Annotated in this window: 15 protein-coding genes; 8 read left to right on the forward strand and 7 right to left on the reverse strand. The window is 74.4% G+C overall.

Annotation, left to right across the window (positions count from 1 at the left end):
- Positions 1-32: 32 nt before the first annotated feature.
- Positions 33-494, reverse strand: a complete 462-nt coding sequence (locus I003_RS0126125) for a hypothetical protein (protein WP_027774204.1) — start codon at positions 492-494, stop codon at positions 33-35.
- An 88-nt stretch (positions 495-582) separates the two neighbouring features.
- Between I003_RS0126125 and I003_RS0126130 the strand changes: the two genes are divergently transcribed.
- A complete protein-coding gene (locus I003_RS0126130) occupies positions 583-1,470 on the forward strand; it encodes a hypothetical protein (protein ID WP_027774205.1) in 888 nt (295 codons plus the stop codon).
- A 15-nt stretch (positions 1,471-1,485) separates the two neighbouring features.
- Here I003_RS0126130 and I003_RS0126135 read toward each other — a convergent pair whose 3' ends face one another.
- Both I003_RS0126135 and I003_RS0126140 read right to left on the reverse strand, forming a co-directional pair.
- Positions 1,486-2,454, reverse strand: a complete 969-nt coding sequence (locus I003_RS0126135; protein WP_027774206.1) for a LysR family transcriptional regulator — start codon at positions 2,452-2,454, stop codon at positions 1,486-1,488.
- Between the two features lie 82 nt (positions 2,455-2,536).
- Entirely contained in the window at positions 2,537-3,247 is a 711-nt protein-coding gene (locus I003_RS0126140) for an SDR family NAD(P)-dependent oxidoreductase (RefSeq protein WP_027774207.1), read from the reverse strand.
- Between the two features lie 215 nt (positions 3,248-3,462).
- On the opposite strand from I003_RS0126140, the gene I003_RS0126145 reads away from it, so the two are divergent.
- Positions 3,463-4,464 carry a GNAT family N-acetyltransferase gene (locus I003_RS0126145; protein ID WP_486584389.1) on the forward strand — a complete coding sequence of 334 codons (1,002 nt, stop codon included), beginning with the start codon at positions 3,463-3,465 and terminating at the stop codon, positions 4,462-4,464.
- Positions 4,465-4,483: 19 nt separating this feature from the next.
- Here I003_RS0126145 and I003_RS0126150 read toward each other — a convergent pair whose 3' ends face one another.
- The gene (locus tag I003_RS0126150; protein ID WP_027774209.1) at positions 4,484-5,311 is read right to left on the reverse strand and encodes an MmyB family transcriptional regulator; all 828 of its coding nucleotides are present in this window, start codon (positions 5,309-5,311) and stop codon (positions 4,484-4,486) included.
- A gap of 102 nt (positions 5,312-5,413) precedes the next feature.
- Here I003_RS0126150 and I003_RS0126155 point away from each other — a divergent pair, with 102 nt between their 5' ends.
- The 3 genes from I003_RS0126155 to I003_RS0126165 all read left to right on the forward strand — a co-directional run bounded on the left by I003_RS0126155 (position 5,414) and on the right by I003_RS0126165 (position 7,093).
- On the forward strand, positions 5,414-6,181 hold the full coding sequence (locus I003_RS0126155; protein WP_051368490.1) for an SDR family oxidoreductase: 768 nt from the start codon (positions 5,414-5,416) through the stop codon (positions 6,179-6,181).
- A 97-nt stretch (positions 6,182-6,278) separates the two neighbouring features.
- Positions 6,279-6,689 (forward strand): GatB/YqeY domain-containing protein, encoded by a 411-nt coding sequence (locus tag I003_RS0126160; RefSeq protein WP_037721765.1) that lies wholly within the window; start codon positions 6,279-6,281, stop codon positions 6,687-6,689.
- A 158-nt stretch (positions 6,690-6,847) separates the two neighbouring features.
- Positions 6,848-7,093 carry a hypothetical protein gene (locus tag I003_RS0126165; protein ID WP_027774212.1) on the forward strand — a complete coding sequence of 82 codons (246 nt, stop codon included), beginning with the start codon at positions 6,848-6,850 and terminating at the stop codon, positions 7,091-7,093.
- A gap of 16 nt (positions 7,094-7,109) precedes the next feature.
- On the opposite strand, the gene I003_RS0126170 is transcribed toward I003_RS0126165, so the two are convergent.
- Complete coding sequence (locus tag I003_RS0126170; RefSeq protein WP_486584390.1) at positions 7,110-9,002, reverse strand: carboxylesterase/lipase family protein; 1,893 nt, start codon at positions 9,000-9,002, stop codon at positions 7,110-7,112.
- On the opposite strand from I003_RS0126170, the gene I003_RS0126175 reads away from it, so the two are divergent.
- Together I003_RS0126175 and I003_RS0126180 are read left to right on the forward strand one after the other, a co-directional pair.
- The gene (locus tag I003_RS0126175) at positions 8,956-9,516 is read left to right on the forward strand and encodes a hypothetical protein (protein ID WP_027774214.1); all 561 of its coding nucleotides are present in this window, start codon (positions 8,956-8,958) and stop codon (positions 9,514-9,516) included. The two genes, I003_RS0126170 and I003_RS0126175, sit on opposite strands and share 47 nt — an antisense overlap.
- Positions 9,517-9,877: 361 nt before the next feature.
- Positions 9,878-10,711, forward strand: a complete 834-nt coding sequence (locus I003_RS0126180; protein ID WP_027774215.1) for a hypothetical protein — start codon at positions 9,878-9,880, stop codon at positions 10,709-10,711.
- Between the two features lie 15 nt (positions 10,712-10,726).
- On the opposite strand, the gene I003_RS0126185 is transcribed toward I003_RS0126180, so the two are convergent.
- The gene (locus I003_RS0126185) at positions 10,727-11,551 is read right to left on the reverse strand and encodes a TrmH family RNA methyltransferase (protein ID WP_027774216.1); all 825 of its coding nucleotides are present in this window, start codon (positions 11,549-11,551) and stop codon (positions 10,727-10,729) included.
- 339 nt (positions 11,552-11,890) lie between these two features.
- Here I003_RS0126185 and I003_RS0126190 point away from each other — a divergent pair, with 339 nt between their 5' ends.
- Positions 11,891-12,574, forward strand: a complete 684-nt coding sequence (locus tag I003_RS0126190) for a hypothetical protein (protein ID WP_027774217.1) — start codon at positions 11,891-11,893, stop codon at positions 12,572-12,574.
- A 46-nt stretch (positions 12,575-12,620) separates the two neighbouring features.
- Here I003_RS0126190 and I003_RS37085 read toward each other — a convergent pair whose 3' ends face one another.
- Complete coding sequence (locus I003_RS37085) at positions 12,621-12,875, reverse strand: hypothetical protein (protein ID WP_486584391.1); 255 nt, start codon at positions 12,873-12,875, stop codon at positions 12,621-12,623.
- Positions 12,876-13,114 lie beyond the last annotated feature (239 nt).

Raw genomic sequence — 13,114 nt, forward strand, 5'->3', positions numbered from 1 at the left:
GCCGACCGAGGGCATGCGGGAGGGAACGCGGTTCAGCGGCCGTGCAGCAGACCGTCCAGGACGCGCCCGAACACCCGGCGCGCGGTCCACGTCACCAGCGGATCCAGTGCGCGCGGCACGCCCCGCACCCCCAGCTCCTCCCGCCACACCACGCGCACCGCGCCGGCCCCGTCCCGGGCATCCGCTTCCGGCCCGCCGACCTCGATCTCGGCCCACCCGCGCACCACCCGCCCCCGCTTGACCAGCCGGCACCGCCCCCTCGCCCGTCCGGCGCCGGGCGGCGACCACGCGACGACCTCCATCGGATCGTCGAAGCCGACCCGACCCACACCGGTACGCGCCGTGAACCGGGCGCCGACGCCTGTCGCGGGCACCGAGACACCGGTGATCCGGGTCAGCGGGACCCTCCCGCCGTGCGCCGGCCAGTCGGTGAGCCGGCCCCACGCCTCCGCCGCCGACGTCTGCACCGTGCGCTCCACTTCGAACAGGCCCATGCCGTCAGGCTAGGCCGCCCGGTCCCGCCCGGGAGACACGTCCGAAACGTTCAAGACCACCGCCCGTGTCCGCTGCCATCGTGGGCGTATGACCGCAGACCTCTCCGCCGCCGCCTCGTTCATGGCCACCCACGCGCGGCTCCTGGACCGCCGCCGCTTCGAACTGCTGCTCGGTGCGGCGGAGCCCGCCGCCGTGCTCGCCGCCGTCGACGGCTACCGCAACTCCGACGGCGGCTACGGCTGGGGCCTGGAGCCGGACCTGCGGGCGCCGGAGAGCCAGCCCGGCGGCGCGCTGCACGCCTTCGAGGCGTTCGCGGACGCCGCCCCGGCCACGGCCCCGCACGCGGTGCGGCTGTGCGACTGGCTGCTGAGCGTCACACTGCCCGACGGCGGGCTGCCCTTCGCGCTGCCCGTGGCGGACCCCGCCGGCTGCGCGCCTTTCTGGACACAGGCGGACCCTCACGTCTCCACCCTGCAGAGCACCGCGTTCGCCGCCGGCACCGCCCTGAGGCTGGCCGCGCACGATCCCGCCGTGGCCGCCCACCCCTGGCTGGAGCGGGCCACCCGCTACTGCCTGGACGCCGTCGAGGCCGTCGGCGACAAGCCGCACGCGATCGAGCTGTCCTTCGCCATCCGCTTCCTCGACGCCGCCTCCGACACCCACCCGCGGGCCACCGCCCTGCTGGAACGGCTGCGTCCGCTCATCCCCGACGACGGGATCCTGCCCGTCACCGGCGGCTCCGAGGGCGAGGCGATCCGCCCGCTCGACGTCGCTCCCGAGCCCGGCCGTCCCGCGCGCACCCTGTACGCCCCCGAGGTCGTCGACGCCGAGCTGAGCCGGCTGGCGGCTGAGCAGCAGGAGGACGGCGGCTGGCTGGTCGACTTCGGGTCGTTCTCGCCCGCCGCCGCGCTGGAGTGGCGCGGCTACCGTACGGTCGGCGCCGTGGCCGTGCTGAAGCGGAACTCCCTGCTCTGAACCGCCCGTGCGGACTCAGCCGCGGGCGATGGCGGGCTCGGGTAGGGCGTGGCTCCGCCCGGAGACCTGCGGGCCGTCTGCGCCGGCGCGCGTCTCGGCGGCGGCGAGGGTGTCGACGGCCGACTGGACGAAGGCCCGGACCAGCGGCGTCTCGTGCGCCGTACGCCAGATCAGCCCCCAGACGCCCATGGGCTGCTCGGTGATCGGCACGTACGCGATGCCCGGCCGTGGGAAGTGCCGCGCCGCCTCACCCTGCACCACGCACACAGCGTCCCCTGCCGCGACCACGGCCTGCGCCTCCTGGAACGTGGCGATCTTCGGCCCGTCGGCGGGGATCGGCCGCCCGGACGGGGTACGCGCCGGCATCAGCGCCTGCATCCAGTACGCCGGCACCGGGTTCACCGGCTGCGGGAACACGCAGTCCGCGAGGTCTTCGAGGCTCACCGAACCGCGGGCGGCGAAGGGGTGTCCCTCGGCGACCATCAGCACGTGCGGCTCACGGGCCAGCACCGGGCCGACCGTCAGGTCCGGTTCGCGCACCGGGAGCCAGGTGACCTCCAGGTCCACCTCACCCGTCCGCAGCATGCCGAACGGGTCGCTGAAGACCACCTCGCGGAAGCGCAGCTCCACACCCGGGTAGCGGTCCTTGAACTGCGCCAGGATCGACGCCTGGTCGAACGCCTGGGCGCACATCAGCCCCAGCGTGAGCACCCCGGTCGTGCCGCGGGCCGCCGCGGCGGCCGACTCGATGCCGTCCTGGATCCGCCGGTATCCCGCCTGCAGATCGCCGTGGAGCTGCGCCCCGATGGCCGTCAGCTCCACCCGGCGGCTGGTGCGTTCGAACAGCGGCGCCCCGATGCGGCGCTCCTGCTTGGCGATCGACTGGCTGACCCGGGCCTGCGAGACGTGCAGCCGCTCCGCGGTGCGGCCGAAGTGCAGCTCCTCGGCGAGCGCGAGGAAGATCTCTATGTCCCGCAGCTCCATCCCGCACCCCCGTATCGCCCGGCCGTGCCCGGAATCCGGCACCGTCCAGGGAGCGTATCCCGCCCGCCCCGCCTCCGTCACCTCAGGCCGCCGCGCCCTGACCTGCGCCGGAGGCGGACGGGGGAGCGGTGGCCGCCCGGCGGCGCGCGGCGGCGCCGTCGACGAGCCGCAGCAGCGCACCGGCGTCCGGCCGCCCGCCCACGACGCTGACGTCCACTCCCCGGTGCGCCGCCTCGCACGCCGTGGCCCGGCTCAGTGCCACCACCGCGCAGGTGCCGGCCCTGTCCAGCGCGGCGCCGGGTGTCCCCGGCGGTGCCACGGAGCCGCAGAGCTGCAGCAGATGGCCGGAGCGCTGCGCGTAGAGCAACGGCAGCACGGCCTGCGTGACCCACAGCGGACCGAAGAACGCCGACTCCAGCCGGGCCCGCGCCGCCGCCTCGGGTATCCACCCGACCCGCCCGGCCGCCTCCCCGGCTCCGGCCGCGTCGTCGTCGGGGGAGCGGCGCGGCGGCCGGGCGTCGTTGACGATCGCATCGAGGCGGCCGAACCGGTCGGCGGCGGCGCATACGGTGGCGTTCACCGCCCAGTTGTCGGCCACGTCCAGCGCCCGTACGAACAATCTGCGCCGGTGCTCGTCGTACCGCGCCAGCAGCCGGTCCCGGGCGGCCTCGTCCGGTACGAGCGCCGCGACCCGTTCGCCGCGCGCCAGCGCTGCCGCGGCGACGGCCCGCCCTGCGCCGTGTCCTGCGGTGGTGACGAACCAGACCCTGCCGGTGCGTGCGGTGGCGGTCATGGACCTTGCGCCCCCTTCGGTGGCTCCGTGTACTCCTGCCGGTTTCTCTGCCGGGACCAGCCTCGGTCCGGCGCCCCCCGCGAACAACGGCCGATCCGGCAACGGCGGATAACCCGTCGGTTATGAATCCCCCGCCCTCATCGATAACCGACGGGTTATGGGACGTTCCGGGATCGGCCGTTGTTCACCGGGCGGGCGGCGGCGAGGCTGGGGCCATGAGTTCACCGGTGGAGATCGCCGTCGTACGCGACGCCGCGCCGGCCGCGGACGCCTGGCGTGCGGTCGTCGCCGCCGCGCGGGAGGCGGACCTGCCCGGCGTTCCGGCGCCGGTACGGGAAGAGGTCCTCGCCGGACTACGGGGGGCCGCCCACCCCGGCGGCGGGATACCGCCGGGGTGGGCGGCCACGGGGGCGGGGGGCGAGGTGACGGCCGTCGCGGGGGTGCGGCCGGCCACCTCGCCCGGCCCGGCCCGTACGACGGGGGAACTGCAGCTCTTCGTCCACCCCGCCGCCCGCCGCCGCGGTACCGGCACCCTGATGCTGGCCGCGGTCGCCGCCGCGGCCCGGGAGGAGGGCTGGGTCACCCTGCGGGCGGCGGCTCCGGCGTGCACTCCGGCGGACGTCTTCTGCCTGCGCCACGGCTTCGTCCGCGAGCGTGTCATCCACCACCTGCTGCTGCCGCTGGCCGAGGTGCACCGCGCCTGGCTCGCGGAGCTGGTCTTCGCCGACCACCCGGGCTACCGCCTCACCACCTGGTACGCACCCGCCGTCCCGGCGCCGGAGACGGCCGCACCGGCCCGTACCGGCCCGGCACCGGCCGCCGACGGCGCCGACGGCCTCGCCGCGGCCGTCCCGGGCTTCGCCCTCGGCACCGCAGCCGGCACGCCCCGGACCGGCAGCGGCCGGCTGCTGACGGTGGCCGCCCTGCACGCCGGTACCGGGGCCGTCGCCGGCTACACCGAGGTCCTCATCCCGCCCGCCCCCGCCCCCCGCGCGCAGCACTGCCACCTCACCGTCGTACCGGACCACCGCCGCCGCGGCCTCGGCCGCTGGATCACCGCCGAGATGCTGCGCCGGCTGCACGCCGAACACCCGCAGATCAGCGAGGTGGAGACCGCCGCTGCCGAGGGCGAAGCCGGGGTGCTCGCCCTCGGCGAACAGCTCGGCTTCCGCCCGTACCGCCGCACCCACGCCTACCGGCTGCACCTGCCCGGCTGAGCGCGTACGGCCCGTGCCGTCAGCCGGGACCCGCGGTCGCGGCGAGCGAGCCGAGAAGCGCCAGCGCCTCGCTGCTGGGCGAGCCCGGCTCCGCGTGGTACACGACCAACTCCTGCCCGGGGGCGGCGCGCACGTCGAAGGTCTGCATCGTCAGCGTCAGCGGGCCCACATCCCGGTGCGTGAAGCGCTTGTGCTCAAGCGCCTTGCCACGGGCGTCGTGCCGCGCCCACAGCTCCGCGAACTCCGGGCTCGACTCCAGCAGCCCGGCGAGCACCTGCCGCACCCGCGGGTCGTCCGGCGCCGCGCCGTGGCCCAGGCGGAAGCCGGCCACGGCGTTGCGTGCCACGTCGTGCCAGTCGCGGTAGAAGGAGCGCGCGGCGGGGTCGGTGAACACGACGTCCATGAAGTTGCGCGCGTGCGGCCAGCCGAGGAAGAGCGCGTCGGCGAGGGCGTTCGAGGCGAGGACGTCATACGCGCGGTTGTAGACGACCGCGGGGTTCTGCGGCCAGGCGTCCATCAGGGCCAGCAAGCCGGGCTCCACCCGGTCCGGCACGGTGGCCGCGCGGGCGCGGGGTGCGAGGCCGGCCAGCCGGAACAGATGCAGCCGGCCGTCCTCGTCCAGCCGCAGCGCGGCGGCGAGCGCCTCGACGACCTGCGCGGACGGCGACCGCTCCCGGCCCTGCTCCAGCCGTATGTAGTAGTCGGCGCTGACCCCGGCCACAAGGGCGACCTCCTCGCGCCGCAGCCCCGGCACCCGGCGGACCCCCGTGACCGGGAGGTTCGCCGCGGCCGGGGTGACGCAGGCGCGACGCGCGGTGAGGAACGCTCCCAGTTCGGTACGGGCCATCCAGCCAGGGTAGGCGCCCACCGGCGACCGTACCTGGGTGCACCGCACCCAGGAGGACGCCGTCTCTCCCGCGGGCACCGCCGCCGGCCCAGGCTCGTCACCATGACCACACAGCACGCAGAAAAGATCCCTGCAGGCCGCAAGACCGTCCTCGTCACCGGCGCCAGCAGCGGCATCGGCGAGGCGGTCGCCGCCCGGCTCGCCGCCGAGGGCCACCGGGTGGTGGCCGGCGCCCGCCGCACCGACCGGCTTCAGGCCCTCGCGGAGCGGACGGCCGGCGCCGCGGCCCGCGCCGGCGGCACGCTGGAGCCCGTACGCCTCGACGTGACCGACCGCGCGGACGTCGAGGACTTCGTCTCCGGCGCCCGCGCCCGCCACGGCCGCGTCGACGTGTTCGTCGCCAACGCCGGGGTGATGCCGCTGTCGCGGCTGGACTCCCTGCTCGTCGACGAGTGGGACCGCATGATCGACGTGAACGTGCGCGGGCTGCTCCACGGCATCGCCGCGGCGCTGCCCGCCTTCGGCGCACAGGGTTCCGGGCACTTCGTCACGGTCGCCAGCACCGGCGCCCACGAGGTCGTGCCCACCGGCGCCGTGTACTGCGCCACGAAGTACGCGGCCTGGGCGATCACCGAGGGCCTGCGGCAGGAGTCCGACCCCTCGGTGCGGGTGACGACCGTCTCACCCGGCGTCGTCACCTCCGAACTCGCCGACACCATCACCGAACCCGGCGCCGCCGAGGCCATGCGCGCCTACCGCGCCCACGCGATCGGTCCGGACACCATCGCCGGGGCCGTCTCGTACGCCCTGTCGCAGCCGCCGGAGGTGGACGTCAGCGAAATCGTCGTGCGCCCGGCCCGCCAGCGCTGACACCCGGCCGGTACGCCGGCGGACGGCCCTCCCGCCGCGCGTATGCCGTCCGCCGACGCGGAACCGCCTCGCGGGGCGGAAAGGGTACTTTGGGCGCATGACAGCGGCAGCGGCAGACCCGCCCACCGGCCCGGAGACGACCGACGACGCGCAGGCACTGCGGTCCCTCATGCGCGCGGACCTCCGCGCCGCGATGAAGGAACGCCGCCGCGAAACCGTCTCCGCGCTGCGCACCGCACTCGCCGCCATCGACAACGCCGAAGCCGTCCAGGCACCCGGCACCCCCGCCGATCAGGGGAGCGAACACGTCGCCGGCGCCAGCGCCGGCGTCGGCTCGGCCGAGGCGGCCCGGCGGGTGCTCTCCGCCGACGACGTACGCGCCCTGCTGCGGGCGCAGATCGCCGAACGCCACACCGAGGCCGGGGTCTACGAGACGGGCGGCCAGGGCGAAGCCGCGGCCCGGCTGCGCCGCGAAGCCGACGCCCTCGGTGCCTATCTGACCCGCTAGAACCGCGGGAGGCGGGTCCGCCCGCCGGCCCCGCCGCAGCCGCGAAACCCCGCCCGGCCGCCAACCGGCCCCGGCGGCGGGCGAGTTCGCACGGGCGATGTCAGTGCCTCCCGGCACACTGGGCGCGTACGACACACGTCCGACGAACGGAGGCGACGATGGCGGACGACACCGCCGAGGTGACCGCGGCCCAGGCGTACCGCCGGCTCGTGCGCAGCGCGCAGGCGGCGCTCGCCGAGCCCGGCGGTCCCGGGCTGGCCGCGGCGGTGCTGGCCGGGCCGCTGGCCGACGCGGACCGGGCGCTGGCCGCCGCCGGGCTGGCCGGGAACGAGCCGCGGTTCTTCGCCGTCGTGCGCGCCGCGGCGACCTTGCCCGCCGCCGCGACCGGCCCCGCACCCACGTAGTGCCCGAGCCCGGAGGTCACCGGCCGGCCCAGAAGCCGCATCGGTGGTCGGCCGCGAACGGCACGGGTGCGAGGGCGCCGTCGGCCAGCGCGAGCACGTGGGGCCGGCCCGCCGCGCCCTCCGCCTTTACCGGACGCCACCGGGGCAGACCCGCGCGGTTGGGGTCGCCACGGTGGGCGAAGGCGCTCCAGTAGCCGGTCATCGCGGCGGTCAGGTCAGGCGGACCGGGCTTCGCCCACGGCAGGTCGAACAGGTAGGGCAGATCGGCTCCGTGGTGGGCGCCGAACGGGACGCCGCCGACCACCGTGCCGCTGTCCTGGGCCAGTTCGTACGCGTACACCGGCGCGTGACGGGCGGCGGAGGCCGCGGTGGCCAGCATCGGGCACGCGCCGATCCGGCCGCCCCAGTCGGTCAGCACGCGCGACAGGGCCAGCACGGGACTCGGATCGCCGTCGACCGGATAGCGCCGCAGCACGGCCGGGGCGTCGCCGCCGAACGTCTCGCGCAGGACCTCGGCGTAGCGCCGCGCCGTCAGCGGATCCCCGCCGAGGTCGTACGCGGCGGGAACGAAGGAGCGCATCTCGTCGCGGGTGCTGCCGATCAGCAGCGGGATCCCGGCCGCGGCGCCGTCCCGCAGTGCCGTGCCCGGCTGCCGCGGCAGGAACGGCGTGCCCGCGACCGGCCCCCAGGCGTCATCGGTGATCGTCCCCGTGACCGGCTTCTCGACGTCCCTCAGCGCGTCGAGCAGGGCGGCGACCGGTGCGCGGCGCAGGCAGGCGGCGACGTCCGCGGCGCCGGCGCAGCCGACGTCCCGCGCCGCCCGCGCACCCCGGGCGTCAGCCGCGGCCTTCGTCAGGACCGGGTTGGCGCAGGCGCCGCTCTGCACGACGGCCTGCTGGAAGAGGCCGCGTGAGGCGGGCGAGGCCAGATGCCCGCAGACGCTGCGCGCCCCCGCCGACTGCCCGGCCAGCGTCACGCGCCCGGGATCACCGCCGAATGCCGCCGCGTTGGTCCGTACCCACGCCAGCGCCCGGGTCTGGTCCATCAGGCCGTGGTTGCCCGACACGCCGTCCCGGTCGTCCAGGGCCGGGTGGGAGAGGAACCCCAGGGCGCCGAGGCGGTAGTTGACGCTCACCACGATCACGTCGCCGTCTGCGGCGAGCCGCGCGGCGTCGTAGTCGGACCCGGAGCCGCTGGTCAGGCCTCCGCCGTGCAGCCAGACCATCACCGGCAGCGGCCCGGCGCGCCCCGGCCGCAGCGGCACGGTGACGTCGGCGTACAGGCAGTCCTCGCCGCCGCCGGAGGGCTGCGCGCACCGCTGCCCCGCGGCGGTGGCGTCGCGCACTCCGGACCAGGGGAGCGCCGGCCGGGGCGCGCGCCAGCGCAACTCGCCGACCGGCGGGCGTGCGTACGGCACCCCCCGGAACCGCACGACGTCACCGCCCGGCTCGCCGCGCAGCAGGCCGCCGTCCACGCGTACGAGGGAGGGATCGGGCACCGCGGCGATGGCCGGCACGACCACGGTGGGCAGCAAGCACGAGACGACCAGACAGAGCACGGTGACACGAGCACGTAGAGACATGCCCCACAGCATCGGCCGCACCGCCCCGGCCTGCGTCCCCCGGCGGGCGGCACCGCCGCTACTCCCCGCGGCGTAGCCGCCGGCGCGGGACCCCTCCCGGTGCCCGCGCCCCAGAATGGGCTCCGGCAGGCCCCGTGCGGCGTCCGTACGCGACCGATCCGCCGGCACCCCCGCACCGCTCAGCGCGACCACGGCCTTCCGCTCCGCCCGGACGCCGCCGGCACCGCGGCCTGCGCCGACGACGTCGGCACCGAGGGAAGAGGGAAGGGGAAGGGACACCATGAAGACGATCGCCCGTATCGCCGTGACGTCCGTGCTGGCGCTCATCGCGGTCCTCGGCCTCGCCGCCTGCGAGGACGACTCCAGCCGGGGCAAGGAGAACGATGCGAAGCAGGACAACTACGACGCCCTGGTGGCGAACCAGCCCGCGGGGAAGATGACCTACTCGCCGACCCGTGAGGCCATCAACGAGTGGGTGAAGACCTGGGGCAAGCGCGGCAAGCTGTCGTACGTCTACATCCAGAACGGCAAGGGCGAGTACGGGTACTTCGTCATGAAGGGCCTGCCCGTGCCCCGCTGCAAGAAGCTCACGCCGACCGAGTCGGTGGACTCCTCGTCGAACGGCAAGGTGGTCGTGGCGCAACCGGGTATGGACGGCACGTACGACTCGGGCACGGCCTGCAACGCCTACTTCGGCTTCGACGCGACGACCGGCGCGTACATGGAGTTCACCGTCGGCACGAACCAGTCGTTCTTCCTGTTCGACCAGCCCATGACGATGCCGGAGTACGCCGACGCCACACAACTCGGCCCGACGTCGGCGGACGACGTCGCCGGCTGAGTCGGCGGGACGGGTGAGGACGTGCCTGCGGTACGGGGCTGTCGGACGCGGCCAGGGACGTCATCCCCGAGGCGGCGGGCCTGCCGCACCGGGTGAACACGGGACCGGTCCCCGCCCGTTGTTCTAGCGTTGCGGCATGCCGCGATCCGATCCCCCTCCGCGTGCCCGGCCCCGGCACAGCCGCCGAACGGCAAGACTCGCGCTCGTCACCGCCCTCGCCCTGTTCGGCGCAGGATGTTCGAGCGGTCGACTGGTCCCGCGGCCCTCGTCCACGCCAGCGCACTCCAAGCCGGCGGCGGAGCCACGCAAAGCCTCCCTGTCCGTCAGCCCCCGGGGACTCCGCGGTGCCGACCCCTGCAAGATGATCGGCAAGGACGTGCTGGCACGGTTCGGGAAGATCGAATACGACCGCGGAATCAGCTACGGCCAGTGCGACATCCTGCTCGACGGACCGGACAGCGAGTCCCTTTCGGTCTTCGTGGACCTCCAGGCGGGTGCCAGCGATGTCGCCGCGGGCGACCCCTCACCGGTGCCCGTCCTCCGGGACGGCGTCACGGTCCTCGAAAGCGAGGGCATCAGCGACCTCGGGGGCGGCAGCAACTGCACCCGGGACGTGGTCGTGCGCGAACGGACCGCAGCGGTCGCGATCGGCGTCTACGGGGACGAGTCGGGCTCCCGCGCCTGCCGGATCGCCGACACCGCCGCCGGGGACGTCATCCGCCGGCTCAGGACCGGAGACATCCCTTCCGCACACCATGCTCCGGACTCGCTGGCGAACCAGAACGCGTGCGAACTGGTCAAGGAGAGCGAGGCGGCCCGGGTTCCGGACATCGACCCCGGCGTGCGGCACGAGGAGTTCGCCGGCCAGAGCTGCTCCTGGGGCGGCGAGAGCATCGAGGAACCGCAGTTGTCGGTGCTCTTCGAGCACCTCGACAAGCCCGGGGACGGACGCGCCCTCACGGTGGGAGGACGCCCGGCAGTGCTGACGTACAGCCCCGCGACGAACGACGGGCTGCTCGGCCCCAGCCTGCCGATGTGCTCGGTCGAGGTGGAGTACGGAAAGGCCGGCCCGATCGCCGAGGGCCACACCGAGGTGGTCTCCGTGGGGATCATCGGTGAGTCGCCGAAGCAGGAGCTGTGCTCCCTCACCCGGGACCTGGCCCCCAAGGTGCTCGACCGCCTTCCCGAGCCGTAAGGAGAGACGGCTCCGTCACCCGCGGGGGAGGGCCCGCCTGTCCTCGCCGTACCTCCGGGCCTCGTACAGCATGATCGACGCGGCCACACCGATGTTCAGTGAGTCGACCGTGCCCACCATGGGAATGCGCACGCGGCGGGACGCCTGGGCCAGCAGTTCCTCCGGCAGCCCCTCCCGCTCGCTGCCGAGCAGGAACGCGAGCGGGGGATCGTACGCGGCGTCCCAGTGATCCTCGTCCGCGGAACCCGACGTGGCCGCCACCGCGACACCGTGTGCCGCGGCCCAGGTGAAGAACTCCGAGGCGTCGGGGGTGTGCACCACATCAACCGCGAAGAGCGACCCCATGCTGGCCTTGACCGCCGCGGGCGCATACGGGTCCACCGTCTCCCCGATCAGGATCACACCGGCCCCGCCCACCGCGTCGACGGTGCGGATGATCGTGCCGAGATTGCCCGGATTGGCGATACGGTGCAGGGCGACGAAGACCCCGCCGGGGCCGACGCCCAGGGAATCCAGCCCGCCGGCCCGGCTGCGCAGGACGGCGGCGATGCCACTGGGCCCGTCGCGGTCGACGAGGCGCTGGAACAGCTCCGCGCCGAACCGCGCCACGGCGACTCCCGCCCGCTCCTGCTCCTCGACCATGTGCAAAGCCGCCCGATGTGTCAGCAGACCCGGGGCGACGAGCAGCGTTTCGACCTCCCAGCCCGCCTCGACGGCACACCACACCGGCTGCAGCCCTTCGACGACGAAGGCACCCTCACGCCGCCGGTGCTTTCGGTTCGCAAGCAGCTTCACCCGCTTCGCGAGCGGGTTGGCGGCGCTGGTGATGGTGTCGGTCATGACGCTCTTCCACGGTCAAGGTTCGGGCGCGAGCGTATCGAAGCAGGCGGGAGGCGGCAAAACGAGCGTGGCCACGGTCCTGACGGAGCCACACGGAGAATTCCCGGACGTGATGAATCCCCGACGATGAGCGGCCCGACGCGCCACAACAGAGGGGCGGAAAACAACCACCGGAGCCGGATGCATCCACGAAACGCCTATCCGGCCGGGGAGGCTCTCCGGGGTCCTGCCGCAGAGCCCGGTGGTCGAGTCGCGGATCCCGCGGGGCGCCCGCATGATGGAAAGAAAGTATCCGCCCTGGCACCAGCACTGCGGCTACCGGCGGCGAGGAGGTCTCTCGTGCACGAGAAGCTGCTTCACAGGGCCGGCGACCGACTCGCCCACCGCCGCCGCGCCCGGCCCTCCTCCATCGCTCGGGCCGGGCACGGAGAACTCGTCCTCGACCCGGCGAAGGTGCGCGGGTTCACCGCAGGCACACTCGGCGAGCAGGACGAGGCCGGACTCGCCCGGGAAGTGGCCGAACTGCTGCCCCACGGCTGGGACCTGCCCTACAAGGTGAAGGAAGCGCTCCAGGAGGTCACCGCGCATCTCGGCGGGGAGAACGAACTGATGGAGTGGCTGGACACCCACCCGGGCCGCCCCCGGCTCACGGCGCGGCTCTACGCCCTCCTCGGTCTCCTGGATCAGTACGGCGACACCCCGGAAGTGATCGGCGCCCTGCGGGATTCCCGCGAGCAGGAACCGTACCCGGCGGGTCTGGATGAGGTCCTCGTGCCGCAGACCGACGAGGAAACCCTGTCCGACCTCGGCTACCGGATCGAGGCGCTGCTCGCGGACGAAGAGGCCGGGAAGGCCGCGGCGCTCGCTCTCGCCACAGCCGACTGGCTACGCCGCTCGCTTGCCGGCCCGGCCGCTCCCCAGGCCCGCCCCGACGACCTCGCCGACCTGCTGACACACGTCCGTGAGGGCATCGACCGGGCGGCCGGAGAGGCGAAGGTCTCCGCGGGCCCGACGCGCCCATGAACCGGGCCCACGGCACTCCTCGCGCCGTCATCGACGATGCGGCCGGCTACCCCTCGTACCAGGCGGCCAGCTCTCGCTTGGAGAGCTGGATCGCCACGATCACGGGAATGACCGGAGGAATGCCCGCCCCGCCACCACCCTCTGCGGCCAGGAGCGCCATGACCCAGGAGGTGACCAACAGCCACTCGACGACGATGACCGTGTAACGCGGCCAGGCGACGCGACGCCGCATCAAAAGCACGGCGCACACGGCGAGGAGCGCCGCTGCCAGGAAGGACGCGTAGCCGAGGAGAGAGACCACGCCCGGGACCTCGCGACCGTGGCTCTCATTCCTCCTGGGCGAGTTCGAGAACGAGCCAGCCGCCGAAGGCATTGGCGACGACCTGAACCCAGATCAGCACCACCACCCACGTGACGGAACGGGGCCTGCGCTCTTGCAGGACCTTGCTCTGAGAGGGCGGTTCGTGACTCTTTGATGGGTTATCGCGTCACCTGTTGGTGTGGGTACGGGGCGGAGTCTGCCGGTCCATAGCCGCTCGT

The sequence above is a fragment of the Streptomyces sp. CNQ329 genome, from assembly GCF_000482585.1.

Bases quoted from the DNA above. Each gene is read 5' to 3' on its own strand.
- I003_RS0126130 (WP_027774205.1), top strand. From the start codon at position 583: ATGACCGCAGACCTCTCCGCCGCCGCCTCGTTCATGGCCACCCACGCG.
- I003_RS0126160 (WP_037721765.1), top strand. From the start codon at position 6,279: ATGACAGCGGCAGCGGCAGACCCGCCCACCGGCCCGGAGACGACCGAC.
- I003_RS0126180 (WP_027774215.1), top strand. From the start codon at position 9,878: ATGATCGGCAAGGACGTGCTGGCACGGTTCGGGAAGATCGAATACGAC.
- I003_RS0126125 (WP_027774204.1), bottom strand. From the start codon at position 494: ATGGGCCTGTTCGAAGTGGAGCGCACGGTGCAGACGTCGGCGGCGGAG.
- I003_RS0126145 (WP_486584389.1), top strand. From the start codon at position 3,463: ATGAGTTCACCGGTGGAGATCGCCGTCGTACGCGACGCCGCGCCGGCC.
- I003_RS0126185 (WP_027774216.1), bottom strand. From the start codon at position 11,551: ATGACCGACACCATCACCAGCGCCGCCAACCCGCTCGCGAAGCGGGTG.
- I003_RS0126140 (WP_027774207.1), bottom strand. From the start codon at position 3,247: ATGACCGCCACCGCACGCACCGGCAGGGTCTGGTTCGTCACCACCGCA.
- I003_RS0126170 (WP_486584390.1), bottom strand. From the start codon at position 9,002: ATGAGCGCCAGCACGGACGTCACGGCGATACGGGCGATCGTCTTCATG.
- I003_RS0126135 (WP_027774206.1), bottom strand. From the start codon at position 2,454: ATGGAGCTGCGGGACATAGAGATCTTCCTCGCGCTCGCCGAGGAGCTG.
- I003_RS0126175 (WP_027774214.1), top strand. From the start codon at position 8,956: ATGAAGACGATCGCCCGTATCGCCGTGACGTCCGTGCTGGCGCTCATC.
- I003_RS0126155 (WP_051368490.1), top strand. From the start codon at position 5,414: ATGACCACACAGCACGCAGAAAAGATCCCTGCAGGCCGCAAGACCGTC.
- I003_RS0126165 (WP_027774212.1), top strand. From the start codon at position 6,848: ATGGCGGACGACACCGCCGAGGTGACCGCGGCCCAGGCGTACCGCCGG.
- I003_RS0126150 (WP_027774209.1), bottom strand. From the start codon at position 5,311: ATGGCCCGTACCGAACTGGGAGCGTTCCTCACCGCGCGTCGCGCCTGC.